Origin of the sequence: uncultured Amaricoccus sp. (genome assembly GCF_937891315.1) — a bacterium.
GTDB lineage: Bacteria > Pseudomonadota > Alphaproteobacteria > Rhodobacterales > Rhodobacteraceae > Amaricoccus.
Genome location: NZ_CALAGI010000142.1, coordinates 42,808 through 59,869 on the forward strand (window position 1 = coordinate 42,808; position 17,062 = coordinate 59,869).

General features: G+C 69.6%; 17 protein-coding genes. 4 read left to right on the forward strand and 13 right to left on the reverse strand.

All coding sequences use genetic code 11. The features are described 5' to 3' along the window. Positions 1-40 precede the first annotated feature (40 nt). From Q0480_RS14115 to Q0480_RS14170, 12 genes are all read right to left on the reverse strand, one after another. Complete coding sequence (locus tag Q0480_RS14115; RefSeq protein WP_299133865.1) at positions 41-946, reverse strand: histone deacetylase; 906 nt, start codon at positions 944-946, stop codon at positions 41-43. Continuing rightward, positions 943-3,747: a bifunctional [glutamine synthetase] adenylyltransferase/[glutamine synthetase]-adenylyl-L-tyrosine phosphorylase gene (locus tag Q0480_RS14120; RefSeq protein WP_299133867.1), complete on the reverse strand. Its 2,805-nt coding sequence runs from the start codon at positions 3,745-3,747 to the stop codon at positions 943-945. The genes Q0480_RS14115 and Q0480_RS14120 overlap by 4 nt, the downstream gene beginning before the upstream one ends. Continuing rightward, on the reverse strand, positions 3,747-4,523 hold the full coding sequence (locus Q0480_RS14125; protein ID WP_299133868.1) for an enoyl-CoA hydratase-related protein: 777 nt from the start codon (positions 4,521-4,523) through the stop codon (positions 3,747-3,749). Before Q0480_RS14125 ends, Q0480_RS14120 begins: the two co-directional genes overlap by 1 nt. Before the next feature lie 295 nt (positions 4,524-4,818). Beyond that, complete coding sequence (locus Q0480_RS14130; RefSeq protein ID WP_299133921.1) at positions 4,819-5,289, reverse strand: cytochrome c-type biogenesis protein; 471 nt, start codon at positions 5,287-5,289, stop codon at positions 4,819-4,821. Positions 5,290-5,294: 5 nt separating this feature from the next. Beyond that, positions 5,295-7,277: a heme lyase CcmF/NrfE family subunit gene (locus Q0480_RS14135; RefSeq protein WP_299133870.1), complete on the reverse strand. Its 1,983-nt coding sequence runs from the start codon at positions 7,275-7,277 to the stop codon at positions 5,295-5,297. Between the two features lie 132 nt (positions 7,278-7,409). After that, positions 7,410-7,997, reverse strand: coding sequence for a holin family protein (locus Q0480_RS14140; RefSeq protein ID WP_299133871.1), 588 nt, complete (start codon positions 7,995-7,997; stop codon positions 7,410-7,412). Next, positions 7,997-8,608, reverse strand: coding sequence for a holin-associated N-acetylmuramidase (locus Q0480_RS14145; RefSeq protein ID WP_299133872.1), 612 nt, complete (start codon positions 8,606-8,608; stop codon positions 7,997-7,999). The genes Q0480_RS14140 and Q0480_RS14145 overlap by 1 nt, the downstream gene beginning before the upstream one ends. Before the next feature lie 111 nt (positions 8,609-8,719). Further along, positions 8,720-9,172 carry a cytochrome c maturation protein CcmE gene (ccmE, locus tag Q0480_RS14150; RefSeq protein ID WP_299133874.1) on the reverse strand — a complete coding sequence of 151 codons (453 nt, stop codon included), beginning with the start codon at positions 9,170-9,172 and terminating at the stop codon, positions 8,720-8,722. A gap of 13 nt (positions 9,173-9,185) precedes the next feature. After that, positions 9,186-10,019 carry a YihY/virulence factor BrkB family protein gene (locus Q0480_RS14155; protein WP_299133876.1) on the reverse strand — a complete coding sequence of 278 codons (834 nt, stop codon included), beginning with the start codon at positions 10,017-10,019 and terminating at the stop codon, positions 9,186-9,188. A gap of 8 nt (positions 10,020-10,027) precedes the next feature. Further along, a complete protein-coding gene (gene argC, locus Q0480_RS14160) occupies positions 10,028-11,059 on the reverse strand; it encodes an N-acetyl-gamma-glutamyl-phosphate reductase (RefSeq protein WP_299133878.1) in 1,032 nt (343 codons plus the stop codon). Positions 11,060-11,115: 56 nt separating this feature from the next. Continuing rightward, positions 11,116-11,931 carry an aspartate/glutamate racemase family protein gene (locus Q0480_RS14165; protein ID WP_299133880.1) on the reverse strand — a complete coding sequence of 272 codons (816 nt, stop codon included), beginning with the start codon at positions 11,929-11,931 and terminating at the stop codon, positions 11,116-11,118. A 2-nt stretch (positions 11,932-11,933) separates the two neighbouring features. Beyond that, positions 11,934-12,806 (reverse strand): lysophospholipid acyltransferase family protein, encoded by an 873-nt coding sequence (locus tag Q0480_RS14170; RefSeq protein ID WP_299133881.1) that lies wholly within the window; start codon positions 12,804-12,806, stop codon positions 11,934-11,936. A gap of 323 nt (positions 12,807-13,129) precedes the next feature. On the opposite strand from Q0480_RS14170, the gene Q0480_RS14175 reads away from it, so the two are divergent. Both Q0480_RS14175 and Q0480_RS14180 read left to right on the forward strand, forming a co-directional pair. Next, positions 13,130-13,402, forward strand: a complete 273-nt coding sequence (locus tag Q0480_RS14175) for a hypothetical protein (protein ID WP_299133882.1) — start codon at positions 13,130-13,132, stop codon at positions 13,400-13,402. Positions 13,403-13,487: 85 nt separating this feature from the next. Continuing rightward, positions 13,488-14,555: a hypothetical protein gene (locus Q0480_RS14180; protein WP_299133884.1), complete on the forward strand. Its 1,068-nt coding sequence runs from the start codon at positions 13,488-13,490 to the stop codon at positions 14,553-14,555. Positions 14,556-14,618: 63 nt separating this feature from the next. Here the strand turns inward: Q0480_RS14180 and mnmA are convergent, their stop codons facing one another. Beyond that, a complete protein-coding gene (gene mnmA / locus Q0480_RS14185; RefSeq protein ID WP_299133885.1) occupies positions 14,619-15,743 on the reverse strand; it encodes a tRNA 2-thiouridine(34) synthase MnmA in 1,125 nt (374 codons plus the stop codon). Between the two features lie 153 nt (positions 15,744-15,896). Here mnmA and Q0480_RS14190 point away from each other — a divergent pair, with 153 nt between their 5' ends. Together Q0480_RS14190 and ctrA are read left to right on the forward strand one after the other, a co-directional pair. Next, positions 15,897-16,175, forward strand: a complete 279-nt coding sequence (locus tag Q0480_RS14190) for a DUF1153 domain-containing protein (protein WP_299133886.1) — start codon at positions 15,897-15,899, stop codon at positions 16,173-16,175. A gap of 104 nt (positions 16,176-16,279) precedes the next feature. Next, the gene (gene ctrA, locus Q0480_RS14195) at positions 16,280-16,993 is read left to right on the forward strand and encodes a response regulator transcription factor CtrA (protein ID WP_299133887.1); all 714 of its coding nucleotides are present in this window, start codon (positions 16,280-16,282) and stop codon (positions 16,991-16,993) included. Positions 16,994-17,062: the final 69 nt, after the last annotated feature.

Sequence of the window (17,062 nt, forward strand, 5' to 3'; positions counted from 1 at the left end):
CCTGACGCGCCGCCTTGGCGGGCGCGTGGTCCGCGCAATGTCATGCCGCGAGGGCGGCGGCGGTCTTGAAGAGGAGCGCGTGGCGGGTGGCGAGGCGGTCGGGGTCGTCGTCATAGCCGCCGCCGAGGACGCCGACCGCGGGCAGGCCGCGCGCGCGGGCCCAGCCGAGGACGAGCGCGTCGCGGGCGCGGACGCCTTCGTCGCTGAGCGCGAGCCGGCCGAGGCGGTCGTCGCGATGCACGTCCACGCCGGCGTTGTAGAAGACGATGTCGGCGGCGAATTCCTCGGCGCGGCTCAGCGCGTGACGCAGTATTTCGAGATAGGCCGCGTCGCCCAGCCCGTCGGGCAGGGCGAAATCGAGGTCGGAGACCGCCTTGCGTGCCGGATAGTTGCGCTCCGCATGCAGCGACAGCGTCATCGTTTCGGGCCGCGCGGCGAAGACGCGGGCGGTGCCGTCGCCCTGATGCACGTCGCAATCGACGATGAGAACCCGCGCCACCTGTCCCTCGGCGAGGAGGGCGAGCGCCGCCACGGCGACGTCGTTGAAGACGCAGAAGCCGGCGCCGCCCTCCGGGCCTGCGTGATGCGAGCCGCCGGCCATGTTGCAGGCGATCCCGTGTTCCAGCGCCAGCCGCGCGGCGAGCAGCGTGCCGGCGGCGGCGAGAAAGGCGCGCCGCGCCACCGCCACCGTGCCGGGCAGGCCGATCAGCCGTTCCTCGGCCGGGGCGAGCGTCTGGGTCGCCACCCGCTCGACATAGCCGAGGTCATGCGCCGCCGCGACCTGCCGGACCGAGGCCGGCGCCGGCGAGAGAAAGCCGCCCGCCGCCGGCAGCAACCCGCGCGCGATCAGCGCCCGCCGCAGATAGCCGTATTTCGACATGGGAAACCGGTGCCCCGGCCGGAGGGGCGCCATGTAGTCCGGGTGATAGACGATGGGCAGGCTCATGGCGCGGTCAAGCGCCGGGCGATGATCGCCGCGCTCGCCGCCGCCTCCGCCGCCAGCGTCGCGCGCAATTCGTCGAGATCCACCGACCCGGCCGCCGCCAGCAGGAGCTGCGTGAGGCCCTGTCCGGCCGCCGTCGGGTCCACCGTTCTGTCGCTCGCCAGCCGCAGGATCTGCTGGACAGCCGCGAAGCGGCTCAGCGCCTGTTCCAGCGTCGCGGCCTCGTCAGGCGCCAGCCAGCCCTGTTTCAGCAGCCGTCCGAGCATGCGCCGCGGCTTTTGCGTGCGGGTGAAGCCGTGGATCAGAGCTCCCGTCTGGGCGAGGAGTTCGATATCCATCATCCGCCCCGGCCCGAGCTTCACCTCCCACGGGTCGGCGGCCGCCGCCTCGTTCGCCTCGGCGAGGCGGCGGCGCATGTCGCGCATGTCCGCCAGCACCGCCTCGGCCGCGCGCGGCCGGGACAGCACCGCGTCGATCGTACCCGCGATCTTCTCGGTGAGCATGCCGGGTCCGGCGACCACGCGCGCGCGGGTGAGGGCGAGATGCTCCCAGGTCCAGGCCTCCTCCGCCTGATAGCGCACGAAACTGTCGAGCGCCGCCGCCACCGGACCCTGACGGCCGGAGGGGCGCAGCCGCATGTCGACCTTGTAGAGGATGCCCTCGGCCATTGGCGCGGTCAGCGCGGCGATCAGTGCCTGGGTGAGGCGCGCGTAGTAGGCGGGCGCCGGCAGCGGTCGCTTGCCCGTCGAGGCCTCCACCCCCTCGGCGTCGTAGATGACGATGATGTCGAGGTCGGAACTCACCGTCATCTCGCGGCTGCCGAGCTTGCCCATCGCCATTACCACCGCGCCCGCGCCGGGGGGCTGGCCGTGGCGGCGGGCGAATTCATGCCTGACGATCGGCAGCACGGCGGCGAGCACGGCCTCGGCCACGGCGGAATAGGCGGCCGCCGCCTCGTCGGGGCTCGCAAGGCCGCGCAGCAGATGCACGCCGATGCGGAAATGCCGTTCCTTCTTCCAGATCCGCGCCGCGTTCAGCGCCGTCTCGTATTCCTCGATCTCGCGCAGCCGCGGCGCCAGTTCGGCGCGCAGCGCGGCGGCGCCGCGCAGGGGGCGATAGAAATCCTGGCTCAGCACCGCGTCGAGCACGCCGGCGTCCTGCCCGAGATAGCGCGCGAGTTCGGGCGTCGAGCCGCAGATGTCGATGAGCAGGTCCATCACCCGCGGATTGGCCTCGAGCATCGAGAACAGCTGCACCCCCGCCGGCAGCCGCGCGAGGAAGGCGTCGAGCAGGATCAGCGCCTCGTCCGGGCTCGCCGCTTCGGCCAGCCTCCGGATCAGCCGCGGTTCCAGCCGGGCGAAGATGGTTCGCGCCCGCTCGGTGCGCAGCGCCGGAAAGCGCGCCCAGCCGGCGATGAGCGCCGCCGCCGCCTCGGGATCGGCGAAGGGACTCTCCGGCATGGGCTCGGGCGCCGTCTGGTCCGGGGCGAAGAACGGCTCGGTCAGCGACTGCACCGTTTCGAGCCGCGCCTTCAACTCGTCGGCGAAGGTCGCGGGATCGGCGCCGCAGAAATCGATGAGCCGCGCGAGGCCCGCCTCGCTGTTCGGCATGCGGTGGGTCTGCGCGTCCTCCAGCATCTGCAGCCGGTGCTCCAGCGTTCGATGGGCGACATAGGCCTCGGTCAGGGTCGCCGCCGTGCCGTGCTCGACCCAGCCCCGGTTGGCGAGCTCGGCGAGGGCGACCAGCGTCTCGCGCGCGCGCAGGCCGGGATCGCGGCCGCCGGTGATAAGCTGGCGGGTCTGGGTGAAGAACTCGATCTCGCGGATGCCGCCCTGGCCGAGCTTCAGGTCGTGGCCGAGCACGCGCATCGGCCCCGCCAGGCCCTTGTGACTGCGGATCCGCAGTCGCATGTCGTGCGCGTCCTGGATCGCCGGGAAGTCGAGATGCCGCCGCCAGATGAAGGGGCGCAACCTGTCGAGAAAGCCCCAGCCGGCGTCGATCGCACCGGCGCAGGGTCGCGCCTTGATGAAGGCCGCCCGCTCCCAGGTGCGGCCAAGGCTCTCGTAGTAGTGCTCGGCGGGCTCGGTCGCGATGCAGACCGGGGTGGCGGAGGGATCGGGCCGCAGCCGCAGGTCGGTGCGGAAGACGTAGCCCTCGCCGGTGACTTCGGACAGCAGCTTCACCAGCCGCTGCGTGATCCGGATGAAGCCGCGGCGCAGTTCGGCATAGTCGTCGGGGTCGTGGCGGGTCTCGTCGAACATCACGACGAGGTCGATGTCGGAGGAGTAGTTGAGCTCGCCCGCGCCCATCTTGCCCATGGCGAGCACAAACATGCCCGCCGCCTCGGGGATGGCGCTCTCGTCGCAGCCGGGCAGCTTGCCGCGCGCGATCTCCTCGGCGACGAGCCCGGTCAGGCCGAGCTGCGTCGCGTGGTCGGCAAGCGTGGTCAACGCGCCGGTGACGGCGCCGAGATCCCAGGCGCCGCCGAGGTCGGCGAGCGCGACGAGCAGCGCTGTCCGGCGCTTGGCGACGCGCAGCCGGACGCCGAGCGCCGGTCCCGCCGCGTCGGCCATCGCCGCCATCAGGGCGGCGAAGGTCTCCTCCGGCGGCTGGGCCATCGCCTCGCGCAGCCAGTCGGCTTCGCGCTCGATCAACCCGCCAAGATAGCCCGAGCAGCCACCGGTGCCGAGGATCAGCGCTCGCGCCGGTCCGGGCAGGTCGGCGAAGGGCGCGGCGATATCGGCGCCCCGTGCCGGATCGTGTGGCCGCGGCGCGCGCGTGATGAGATCGACGAGCCCCGCCATCACCGGCCTTCGTAGCGCGCGGGGCGCTTTTCGAGGAAGGCGGCGACCCCTTCGCGAAAGTCGCGGCTCTCGCCCGCCTCGCCCTGCGACCGTGCCTCGAGCGCGAGCTGGCGGTCGAGGTCGTTGGCAAAGCTCGCGCGGAGCGCCTGCTTGGTCAGGCGATAGGCGACCGTCGGACCCTCTGCCAGCTGCGCCGCGCGGGCGGCGACGGTGGCGGCGAAATCGGCGTCCGGAACCGATTGCCAGATCATGCCCCAGGCGGCGGCCTCGTCGGCCGTGATCTTCTCGGCGAAGAGCGCCGCGCCCATCGCCCGGGCAAAGCCGACCTGCCGGGGCAGCCAGTAGGTGCCGCCGGCGTCCGGCACCAACCCGATCCGCGCGAAGGCCTGGATGAAGACGGCCGATTGCGCCGCGATCACCACGTCCGCCGCCAGCGCGAGATTGGCGCCGGCGCCCGCCGCCGCGCCGTTCACCGCCGCGATGGTCGGGATCGGGCAGTCGTAGATCGCGCGCAGCATCGGCTCGTATTCCTCGCGGAGCAGGCGCTCGAAGGGGATCGGCTCGTCCTCCGGCACGTCGCGGAGGTCCTGGCCCGAGCAGAAGGCTCTCCCGGCGCCGGTCAGCACCAGGACGCGCGCGGTGCCGGCCGCCGCGGCCACCGCCGCCATGATCTCGCGGCGCATATCGCCGGTGAGACCGTTCATCACCGCCGGCCGGTTCAGCGTCAGGGTGGCGATCGCCCCGTCGAAGGCGAGATCTATGGTCCGATGGCACATGGTCCCCTCCAGCGAACAGGATCGCCGCGAGGTTACAGGGCGCGATGAGGCGCGGGAAGCCGGAGACTTTGCCATGCCCCAACGTGCCCGCTCGGGGTGCCCCCGCGAAGCGCCGCCCCGATCGCAGAAGGCGGCGCGCCAGTCGGGCGCCGCGCCATCCGGTCGACCGGAGCCGAGGCGGAGGGTGGGAGGCATCCAGATTTCTCCGTGACTCTCAATCAGGCCGCGCCTGCCGGGGTCAGTCAGGCCCGGGCTGGTTTGCGTACCCCAAACCAGTCAAGGCAAAGGGCCATGTTCAATCGTCCAGCAGTTCTTCCAGCCGCGCCTGCTCCGCGGGGCTCAGCGGCGCGCGTTCCGGCGCGGGCGCCCGGGCGCGCCGGCGGATGAAGGCCAGAGCGAGCCCGCCGCCGAGGAGGAGGAACACCGGCCCCGACAGCCAGAGCGCCGCGTTGCCGAGGCTGAACCGCGGGCGGAACAGGACATACTCGCCGTAGCGGTCGACGACATAATCCAGCACCTCGGCGTCGTCGTCGCCAGCGACGATGCGCTCGCGCACCATCAGGCGAAGGTCGCGGGCGATTTCGGCGTTCGATTCGTCGAGCGACTCGCTCTGGCAGACGACGCAGCGCAACTCCCTGGTGATCGCCCGCGCCCGCGCCTCCTGGCCCGGATCCGGCAGGATTTCGTCCGGCTGCACCGCGGCGGCGATCAGCGGCGCGACGGTGATCGCCGCCGCGAGCAGGAGGGCGCGGACCGCGGCGGACAGCGGCGTCACTCGGCGGGGACCGCGCCCGGCGGGGCGGCGCGGCGGGCCGGGGCGCCGACGCGGTAGCGCCGGTCGGTCAGGCTGATCACCCCGCCGAGCGCCATCACCAGCGCGCCGATCCAGATCCAGTTGGCAAAGGGCTTCACATAAGTTCGCACCGCCCAGCCACCGGTCGCCTGGGGGTCGCCGAGCGCGACATAGAGGTCGCGCGACAGGCCGCGGTCGATCGCCGCCTCGGTCGTTGCCATCGCCTGCACGGCGTAGAACCGCTTCTCGGGCCGCAGCACCGCGATCTCGCGCCCGTCGCGCAGGGCGGTGATCGTCGCGGTTTCCGCCGTGTAGTTCGGTCCTCGCGTCGCCTCGATCCCGTCGAGCCGCAGAGTGTACCGCCCGACCGGGAAACTCTCGCCGACCTTTGCGACGCGGATGTCCTCGATCGACCAGGCAGTGACGCAGGCGATGCCGAGGATGGTGAGGCCGAGCCCGGCATGCGCCAGCGCCTTGCCCCAGTCGGCGCGGGGCAGGTTGCGCAGCCGCCGGAAGCTCTCCCCCACCGCGCCCCGGCCGAGCCGCGCCCGCGCCGCCAGTTCCACCAGCGCGCCGAGCACCAGCCAGGCGGCCAGCGCGACGCCGACCGGTGCCAGCATCGAGCGCCCGGTCTGCAGGCTCCAGGCCAGCGCCCCGAGCGCCACGGACAGCGCCAGCGCGCCCCAGAGCGGTTCCATCGCGCGTGCGAGGCTGCCCCGCTTCCAGGGGAGCGCCGCGAAGATCGGCAGGATCATGGCGAGCGCCACCATGAAGGGGGTGAAGGCGAGGTTGAAGAACGGCGGCCCGACCGAAATCTTGCGCCCGGTCAGCACCTCGGCCAGCAGCGGCCAGATCGTGCCGAGAAATACCACCAGCGTCGCGACCACCAGCAGCACGTTGTTGAGCACCAGCCCGCTCTCGCGGCTGATGGTGCCGAAGACCGCCGTCGAGCGCAGTTCGGGCGCCCGCCAGGCATAGAGTGTCAGCGACCCGCCAATGAAGGCGCCAAGCAGCAGCAGCAGATACATTCCCCGATCGGGATCGTTGGCGAAGGCATGGACGCTGGTCAGGATGCCGGAGCGCACGATGAAGGCGCCGATCATCGAGAAGGAGAAGGCGAGGATGGCGAGCAGGATGGTCCAGCTCTTCAGCGCGTCGCGCTTCTCGACCACGATCGCGGAATGCAGCAGCGCCGCCGAGATCAGCCAGGGCATGAAGCTGACGTTCTCGACCGGATCCCAGAACCACCAGCCGCCCCAGCCGAGCTCGTAGTAGGACCAGATCGAGCCGAAGGCGATGCCGATGGTGAGAAACACCCAGGCGAGCAGTGTCCAGGGCCGCACCCAGCGCGCCCAGGCGGCGTCCACCCGCCCCTCGATCAACGCGGCGATGGCGAAGGCATAGGCCATCGAGAGCCCGACATAGCCGAGATAGAGGAACGGCGGATGGAAGGCGAGGCCCGGATCCTGCAGCAGCGGATTGAGGTCGTTGCCGTCGAGCGGCGGGTTCGGCAGCCGGACGAACGGGTTCGAGGTGAGCAGGATGAAGGAGAAGAAGGCGACCGCCACCGTCGCCTGAACCGAGAGCACCCGCGCGCGCAGCGCCGGGGGCAGGCCCGCGCCGCCCCAGGCCACCATGGCGCCGAACAGCGTCAGGATCAGCATCCAGAGCATCATCGAGCCTTCGTGATTGCCCCAGGTTCCGGCGACCTTGTAGAGCATCGGCTTCGCGGAATGCGAGTTCAGCGCGACCAGCCGCACCGAGAAATCCGAGACGACGAAGGCATGCATCAGCACGGCGAAGGCCGCGAGGGTCAGCAGGAACTGCGCCAGCGCGGCCGGCACCGCGACGCGCATCCAGTCCGTCCAGCCGCGCTGGGCGCCGACCATCGGCACGATCATCTGAACGACGGCCACCAGAAAGGCCAGGATCAGGGCGACATGCCCCAGTTCGACGATCATGCGCGGCTCCACCCCCGATTTCGGGTGGCGCACTATGCTCTGAATGGCGGGGGGGTTCAATTTGCATTGCCGTGACCCGCTGGCGGACCGGCTCGCGCGGGACCGGTGGCCCCGCGCGGATGGGTGGAAGGATCAGGCGCGGAGGGCGCGCCACTCCTCGATCGCCGCGTTGAAGCGGGGGTTGGCCGCGTCGATCGCCATGGTCGCCGGCTTGGCCGCGAGCCGCGCCGCGGGGCTTGCGAGGGCTTCCGCGGCGGCGACGGTCTCGGCCGTCCCCGTCGCACCCGTCTCCAGCGTCGCGAGCGCGGCGACCCGCGGTGCGACCGTCCCGACTCGCGCGCGCTGATAGTGCAGTTCGCGCGCGCCGAAATAGAAGGAGACGATCGCACCGAGCAGCCACCAGAGCGGATCGGGCACCAGCGCCAGCCCCTCCATGCGCAGCGCGAAGCCCGAGGGCGCCACCATCGCATAGACGAAGAGGCCGAGCGTGCCGCCGACGAGCAGCGGCCGGGGCAGGCGGTTCAGCGCGTTCATGAAGCGGTCGAACGCGCCCTGCGCCGGCTGCTGGAACTCGAGCCCGTACTGCTGGAGCGCGGCGAGCATCTGCTGCGCCTCCGCCGCCTCGCGCTCGGCCCGGTTGCCTACGAAGACTTCGGCGACGCCGCCGACCGCCTCGCCCACTTGCGAGGCCGCGGCCCCGGCGCCCAGAATGCTTCCCATCAGCCCCATGCCCGCGTCCTTTCCTGGTGATGGGCGCGGGTGAAATGGAAGCGTTCGGAGATGAACTCCTCGGCGCGGGTGATCCACCCGCCCTTGCCGCCATCCTTGGCCCGCGCGTATTTGCGGCTCGCCGGGCGCTGATCGGCCAGCCGGTAGTAGTAGTTGCGCCGCTCGATGCCATAGGCGTCGACCAGATGATCGGGCGCCATCGCCCACGCCTTGTTCACCGCGCGGACCGTCGCCGGCCCGATCGCGCCGTCGTCCTTCAGCGAAACACCGAAGGTCGCCATCAGCCGCTGCAGGATGCGGATCGCGTTGTTGCCCGCGTTGACCTGCATGTCGAAGACCGACGCGCGCAGCGGTTCCGGCAGCAGGCTGATCTTCGGCACTTCGTAGTAGTGGCGGATGTAGATCGCCGCGGCCTGCGCCGCGTCGAGCTTGCGGACGTCGGTGGTATCGACGACGCCGTCCTTGTTCAGATCCAGTCCGAGCTGACGCATGGTGTGAATGGTCACGCCATGGTTGGTCGCGCCGCCCGGATCGTCGGGGTCGTTGACGAACCCCCCTTCGCGACGGACAATTTCCGCCGCGATGCTCTCGACCGAGTGCATAAGCCAGCTCCTATCGATTGGTTAAGAAACCGAAGGATTGCCACAAACTGGCTAAAATTGGATTGAGCGCGGGGGGGGGGTGGAGCGCGCGGTCGCGCCCGCCCGAAACCGTCAGCCGCCCGGCTCTCCGGTGTGGAGCATGCCATGGTCGCGCAGCCCGTCGGCGACCTCCTTCGGCATGTATTTCTCGTCGTGCTTGGCGAGGATCTCGCTCGCGACGAAGACGCCGTCCTCCAGGCTGCCCGTGGCGATCACGCCCTGACCCTCGCGGAAGAGGTCGGGCGGAATGCCGGCGAAGACCACCGGCTGGCTGGCGCCGCCGTCGCTGACCCGAAAGCGGATCTCCTCGCCCACCCCGCGTTCGAGCGAACCGGTCTCGACGAGGCCGCCGAGTCGGAACCGCTCGCCCACCCTCGGCGGATGCTCGGCGAGCTGGGTGGGCGTGCGAAAGAACTCGATCCCGTCGCGCATCGCATAACCGACAAGCCCGGTGGCCGCGACGAGCATCACCGCGGCGATCAGCACCAGCTGGATCCGGCGCCTCTTCTTCAAGCCGACGGCCATCGTTTCCCCTCGCTCAGCGCCCGAGCGCCGGCAACTTTCCCAACTCGGCGTTGAGTTCCGCGCCGAATATAATGGTCGCCCCGGTCAGATAGAAGAACATGAGCGTGATGATAACCCCGGCCAAGGTGCCATAGGTCACGGTATAGGTCGGGGTGAAGCTGAGATAGAGCGTGAAGCTGCCCGCCGCCAGGAGCCAGATCACCGTCGTCACCAGCACGCCCGGCCAGAGCCGGGTGCCAGGCAGATGCTGGCCGGGCAGCCAGAGATGCATCAGCAGCACAAACCCGATGAAGACAAGAATGCCGAACCCGTAGGTGACATAGCCGGCGATCGCCGGCACCGGAACCTGGGCGACGCGTTCGATCAGATGCAAGAGGATCGGGCTCAGCAGAATGGAGACGCCAAGCAGAGCGGCGACGATCGCGCCGAGAAAGACGATGCTGATTGCCATCGCCCGGTTCTCGAAGATGTTGCGCGGATCGGACACGCCATACGCCCGGTCAAAGGCGATGCGGAACGCCTCGACCGCGTTCGAGGCGACCCAGATCGCAAACAGCGCCGAGAGCGTCAGCACCTCGCGGCTCTGCTTGTTCAGCACCTCCTCGACCACCGGCTCCACCGTCATCGCCACGTGCTGCGGGGCGATCTGGAACAGCGCGTCGATGATTTGGTCGGACCGGTTCGGCCCGACCAGGATACCGATCAGCGTCGCCGCGAAGATCAGGAACGGAAACAGCGACAGCAGGCCCGAGAAGGCGATATAGCCCGCCATCGCCGAACCATCGTTGCGATTGAAACGATCAATCGAGTTCCAGAGGATCCAGAAGACGCGGATGGCTCCCGACATGGCCCCGGTCACGGAAACAGCGGAGCAGCCATCAGGCCCGTCGTCTCGGGCAGGCCGAGCAGCAGGTTGGCATTCTGCAGCGCCTGGCCCGAGGAGCCCTTGGTCAGGTTGTCGAGCGTCGAGAACACCATCACCCAGCCCGGCCGCCGGTCGGGGATCACGCCGACGTGGACGAAGTTCGAACCCCGCACGTGCCGCGTCGCCGGTGCCTCGCCAAAGGGCAGCACGGTCAGGAACGGCTCCTCCGCGTAGGCCGCCGCCAGCGCCGCGTGGATCGCCTCCGCCTCGCCCCGGACATAGACCGTCGCGAGGATCCCGCGGTTCTGTGGCAGCAGATGCGGCACGAAGGTTACCTCGACCGGGCGGCCGGCGGCCTTGCTGAACTCCTGGTCGAACTCCGCCAGATGCCGGTGCTTCGCCACGTTGTAGGAATGGAAGCCCTCCGACACTTCGGAATGCAGCATCCCCTCCTTGGGCGAGCGGCCAGCGCCCGAGACGCCGGTGGCGAGATTGATGATGATGTTGTCGGGGTCGATCACCCCCGCCCGGAGCAGCGGCAGCAGCGCGTACATGCCGGTCGCGGCGTTGCAGCCGGTGCCCGCCACCAGCCGCGCGCGCCTGATCTCGTCGCGGTAGAATTCGGTCAGCCCGTAGACCGCCTCGGCCTGCAGGTCGAGCGCCAGATGCTCGTGCCCGTACCATCTGGCATAGACCGCCGGATCGCGCAGCCGGAAGTCGGCCGACAGGTCAACGACCTTCAGGTCGCGCGGCAGGCCGGCGATCACCTCCTGGCTCGTCGCGTGTGGCAGCGCGCAGAAGGCGAGGTCGATGCCGGCGAAATCCACCTCCGGGATCGTCGTCAGCCGCGGCAGCGGCAGGTGCCGCAGGTGCGGGAAGACCTCGCCCATGCTCTGGCCGGCCTTGCGATCGGCGGTCAGCGCCGCGATCTCGATCCCGGGATGCGTCGCGATCAGGCGCACCAACTCGGCGCCGGTGTAACCGCTGGCCCCCAGGACCGCGATCCTGGCCTTGCTGCCCATGATCTTTCCCTCGCTCGAACCTGTCGGGGCATAGAGCAATAGTTCGCCGCGATCAATCAGGCGGTCTCGAAGGGCGGCGGATGGCCGGTGAAAACCCTCGCCCGCGAGCCCACCGCCCGCGGGTCGCCCGTGGTGAGATATCTGACCGCGCCGGAGCCCCCCCGGAACCGCGGATGGCGCCCGAGATAGTCGGCGAGGCTCGCCGCGATCAGCGCCGGCTGCGACACCAGCGTGGTTTCGGGTGGCAGCGCCGCGCGGAACGCCGCCTCGACCAGCGGATAGTGCGTGCAGCCGAGCACCGCCGATTGCGGCGCCGGAACCCGTGCGAGCAGCGCGGCGACATGGCCACGCGCCACCTCGCCGGCGCGGTCGAGGTCCCCCGCCTCGATCGCCTCGACGAGGCCGAGGCAGGCCAGGGACTCCACGGTCACGTCACGGGCGCGGAACCGCAGCTCGCGCGGGAAGGCGCCGCTCGCCACCGTCGCCGCCGTGGCGAAGAGTGCGACGTCGCGCAGACCCGTATGGGTCGGCGGCGTGTTGTCGCCCCAGTTACGGCGCGTCAGATGCTCGATCACCGGCACGAAGACCCCGAGCACCCGATGGGTCGCGGGATCGAGCCAGTCCATCTGCAGATCATGCAGCGCGACGGCCGAGGCGGTGTTGCAGGCGAGAATCACCAGGCCGCAATCCTCGGCGAAGAGCCGTGCGACGCCCGCCCGGGTCAGCTCGTGGATCTCCGCCGCCGGCCGGGCACCATAGGGCGCGTTGGCATTGTCGCCGAGATAGACGAAATCCTGCGCGGGCAGCGCGCGGGTCAGCGCGTCGAGAATGGTGAGCCCCCCGAGCCCGCTGTCGAAAACACCGATCGGCATGGTCAGCGCGTATCCTCGAATTCGAACCCGTAGCTCAGGTCCGGGATGGGCGTCGGCGACAGCCGATAGGTCTCGGCGCGCAGAAAGTCCATCATCACCCGCGCGTCCCCCGCGTGCTCGGCCAGCCGCGCGGGGCAGAGCGGCGCGCCGATCGCCACCCGCACCGGCGCCCCGACCCGTGTCCGGAACTCGTTGACGAGCAGTGCGAGGCGCAGCGTCTGGTGCAGGTGGCTCGCAAGCTGGAACATCCGGCTGTTGTGGCCTTCGAAGAACATCGGCACCACCGTCGCGCCGGATTTCGCGATCAGCCGCGCGGTAAAGCGGCGCCAGCCCGGATCCATCGGCCGGCCGAACGCGCGCGCCGCCGTCGAGACGGTGCCGCCGGGAAAGACGCCGACGCACCCCCCGCCAGCGAGATAGGCGATCGCCGTCTTGCGGGTCGCGAGATTGGTCGCGATCGCCTCGGGGGTTTCGTCGAAGCTGATCGGCAGGATCACCCGGTCGAGTGCCTCGGCCTTGCGAAACACGTTGTTGGCAAGGATGCGGAAGTCACCGCGGGCCTGGGCGAGGATATTGCCGAGCATCAGCCCGTCCAGGATGCCGTAGGGATGGTTCGCCACTACCACCACCGGACCTTCCGCGGGAATGTTCGACAGCGCGCCGGCCGTGATCTCGAGCGTCAGGCCGTAGCGTTCGGCCATCACCTGCCAGAAGTCGCGGCCGTCGCCGATCTCGCTCGCATAGTCCGCCGCCATGCGGATGAGGCTCAGCCGGCCGGTCAGATTCTCGACCGAGCGGATCAGGGCGCGGCCCGCGCGCGTGCTCGCGGCGCTGGCATAGCTGATCTCCCGGGCGACGCTCCGCGTGGGGTTCATCGAGGAGTGCTTCATCGGGTGACACTGTCCTTGGTTCGCCGCGCCGCCGACGATCCGGGTCGGCGCATATTATCCGGCGGTCGGCCGGAAACAACGGGGAGGAGATCTCGCCCGACACGCGTCGGAACCCGTCGCCCGGCGGACTCGCCATCCGCCTCGATACGCCGCTTCGATTGCGGGAATGTGACAGCGGCGGCGCGGCCCTTGACGCCGTCCCGGCGCGGCGCCTACGCCGGGCTGGCAGACCGCGCGGAGGAAACGCATGGCCGGATCCCGGATCATTCCAGTTCGTCGCCGCCCGGCGTTCCCACCGGCTGCGTACCATGTCCAAGGGTGATCACGCGCTCGATCCGCGCGGCCTGATCCACGAGGCCTATCGGATGGAGATCGGGCCGCCGGAATGCCGGGCGATCCTGTTCGACTGGGCGCTCGGCCTTGAGGCCGGCGCCGGACCGGAACAGATTCGCGCGCTGCTCGACCACTACGGCCCGCGCCATCCCGACCATCCGATGACGGCGGTCCTGCGCGCCGGCCTCGCGGCCCCGCCGACCGCCCGCCGGCGGGGTGGCTGGCGTGGCAAGCGCCGGCCCGACTGACGCGGGCCTTCCGCGCGCATCGACCGATCAGCGGGTTCCCGCGAAACGGGAATTCTGGTAACATTCCGGCTTTGGGGATTTCCGGATGAGCGACGAAAAAGCGCCGCCGCCCTCGGGCTGGCGCGCCCTGATCGGCTTCGTTCAGCAATGGCAGGTGCTGCTCGCGCTCGCGGTCGGCGTCTCCGGCCTCTGGTTCAACTACAACGAGCAGCGGCGCAAGGAGCTCGACGTCAATCGCGAGGCGGTGAAGACGGCGCACGAAACGAGCGTGGTCGCCGCCTTCCTCGATGATCCCCGGAACACGTTGATCGAATATCAGGCGACCTATCCCCGGCATGCCTTCTGCGCCGCGCTCGGCTTCTTCATCGCCGAGAACGGCCGGGCGGCTCGCAAGGGCGAGGGCGGCCGCAAGTCGTCGAACGTGCTGGACAGCGACGCCGCGTTGCGCGCGCAGGTCGAGGCGCTCGCCGCGGAGGCGCGGGTGAACGAAGCGTCGTTCGAAGCCTTCGCCAAGGCCGCCGAAGCGAGCGCCGGCGCGACGGCGACCGAGGCGAACTGTCCCCGCGTGAAGCTGGATCCGCCGCTTGGCGCCGGGTTGCTGCTCGAACCCGAATGCCTGCTCGCCATCGACACCTTCGGCCAGAATCTCTGCGAGCAGAAGCGCTGGACCAATGAGCTCACGGCCGCCGTGAGCATCGAGCAGATGACCATGGGGGCCGCGACGGTGGCTTATAGCATCCCACCGCGGATCGTCCCAGCGCCCGGGCCGCAAACGTCCGCCGTGGTCGAACCGCCGGAGCCGTCGGCCGAGCCGGCGGCGATCCCGGCGCCCGGCTCGGCCTGCGGCGGCGTCTCGCCGCTCATCTTCCCGCAATTCACCGACGGCGCGGACGCGGACAGGGTCGGCGCGCTGCGCGACCAGCTGATCCGGGCGGGCTGGACCATCGCCAAGGCCGAGCATGTGCCGAAGGGGATCACGACCGGCGATCTGCGCTACTATGGCGCGGACCAGCAGGCCTGCGCCGAGAGCCTCGCCGAGATCGTCGGCGGCACGCCCGGAGTGAACCGTCCGATCAAGGTCATCTCGCTCGCCGCCCGCTACCGAAGCCCGCCGGGGAACCAGATGGAACTCTGGCTGCCGGCGCTGGAATAGGCGTGGCAGTGGCGGACAAATGTCCGCCCCGCGGGCCGCGGCTCGGTTCCCCGTAACCCGCGGTCAGTCGCGGGTGATCCAGCCGCCGCCGAGCACCCGGTCGCCGTCGGGCGCGTAGAAGACGCAGGCCTGGCCGGGCGCCACGCCCTCCTCGGCGCCGAGGAGTTCCACCCGCGCGCAGGCGGCGCCGAGCGGACGCAGGCGCGCGGGCTTCGGCGGCCGGGTCGAGCGCACCTTGACCGCGATCTCCCAGCCGCCCTCCGGCGCTGCTTCGAAATCGCCGTCTCCGAGCCAGTTCACCTCGGCGACCTGGACCGAGCGCGTCGCGAGCGCGGAGCGCGGACCGACCACGACGCGCCGCCGATCCGGATCGAGGCGAAGCACGAAGAGCGGCTCGCCGCCGCCGCCGATCCCGAGGCCGCGGCGCTGACCGACCGTATAGTGAATGACCCCTTCGTGCCGGCCGAGCACCTGGCCGTCGAGATGGACGATCTCGCCCGGCTCCGCCGCGCCGGGCCGCAGCTTGCGGATGACGCCGGCATAGTCGCCGTCCGGCACGAAGCAGATGTCCTGGCTGTCGGGCTTGTCGGCGACAGTGAGCCCGTGCCGCGCGGCAAGGGCGCGGGTCTCGGCCTTGGACGCGAGACTGCCGAGCGGGAAGCGCAGGAAATCAAGCTGCGCCGGCGTGGTGGCGAAGAGGAAATAGCTCTGGTCCCGCGCGGGGTCGGCGGCGCGGTGAAGCTCGGGACCTCCGGGGCCGACGAGGCGGCGGACATAGTGGCCGGTGGCCATGCAGTCGGCGTCGAGATCCCGCGCGGTCTCCAGCAGGTCGCGGAACTTCACCCGCTGGTTGCAGCGGATACAAGGGACGGGCGTGGCGCCGGCCAGATAGGCATCGGCGAATTCGTCGACCACGCTCTCGCGGAACCGGTTCTCGTAGTCGAGAACATAGTGCGGAAAGCCCATCGTCTCGGCCACGCGCCGCGCGTCGTGTATGTCCCGCCCGGCGCAGCAGGCGCCCTTCCGCGCCAGCGCCGCGCCGTGGTCATAGAGCTGCAGCGTCACCCCGACCACGTCGTAGCCCTCGGCCGCGAGCATCGCGGCGACGACCGAACTGTCCACCCCGCCCGACATGGCCACGACCACGCGGGTCTCGGCCGGCGGCTTCGCCAGGCCAAGGCTGTTCATCGAAGAAGTCCCGCCGTCGAGCATCCGCGCCATCCGTTCGATTCGCCGCAATATAGTAAAAACTTAAGTAACCACAAGAGCTTGCTTCATCCGCACTTAAGGGATGGCCGGTTAAGTATTCGATCGGGTGATGTGAGAGTTAGGGAGTTTGAAATGTATATTCGCCGCGAGAAGGGGCCGGTTTTTGTCGTTCTGCCAGACGGAACCAAGATGACACGTTCCGATCTTCCTCCGCCGAACACGAAACGCTGGGTGGCGCGTCGCAAGGCGACCGTGGTGGCGGCGGTCGACAACGGGCTGATCGAGGCGGCCGAGGCTTGCGAGATGTACCGGCTGTCCGAGGAGGAGCTCGACCTGTGGCGCTCCGCGGTGCGCGACCACGGCGCGGCGGCCTTGCGCGTTACGGCGATTCAGAAGTATAGACAACTTTAAGGCGAACTGCTAGTCTATGGCTATCGTAATCGGTCGTTAACCAATCCACGGTTTAGTGAGACCGTGTTGGGGATCGGTTCCCCGGGTAAAACGGAGAGCAGTCCATGCGTATCCTGCTTGTCGAAGACGATCCTACCACGTCCAAAAGCATCGAAATGATGCTTCAGAACGCGAATCTGAACGTCTACGCGACTGATCTGGGCGAGGAAGGCATCGATCTGGCCAAGCTGTACGACTATGACCTGATTCTGCTCGACCTCAATTTGCCGGACATGAACGGCCATGAAGTACTGCGCCAGCTGCGCGTCGCGAAGGTCGAGACGCCTATCCTGATTCTCTCCGGTCAGGACGATACCGAGAACAAGCTGAAGGGCTTCGGCTTCGGCGCCGACGACTACATGACCAAGCCCTTCCACCGGCAGGAGCTGATCGCGCGTATCCATGCCATCGTCCGCCGGTCGAAGGGCCACGCCCAGTCGGTCATCACCACGGGCAAGTTTACCGTCAATCTCGACGCGAAGACCGTCGCGGTCGATGAGAAACCGGTGCATCTCACCGGCAAGGAATACCAGATGCTGGAACTCCTCTCCCTGCGGAAGGGCACGACCCTGACGAAGGAGATGTTCCTCAACCATCTCTACGGCGGCATGGACGAGCCCGAGTTGAAGATCATCGATGTGTTCATTTGTAAGCTCCGCAAGAAACTCTCCGAAGCCACCGGGGGCGAGAACTACATCGAGACAGTCTGGGGCCGCGGCTACGTGCTGCGCGACCCCGCCAGCACGGAAGCCAAAAGAAAGCTGGCGGTCGGGGCCTGAGGCGGCCCCGAACCACCACACCTGACCCGGAAGCGGCCGGACGCGTGAGCGTCTGGCCGCTTCCGTTTC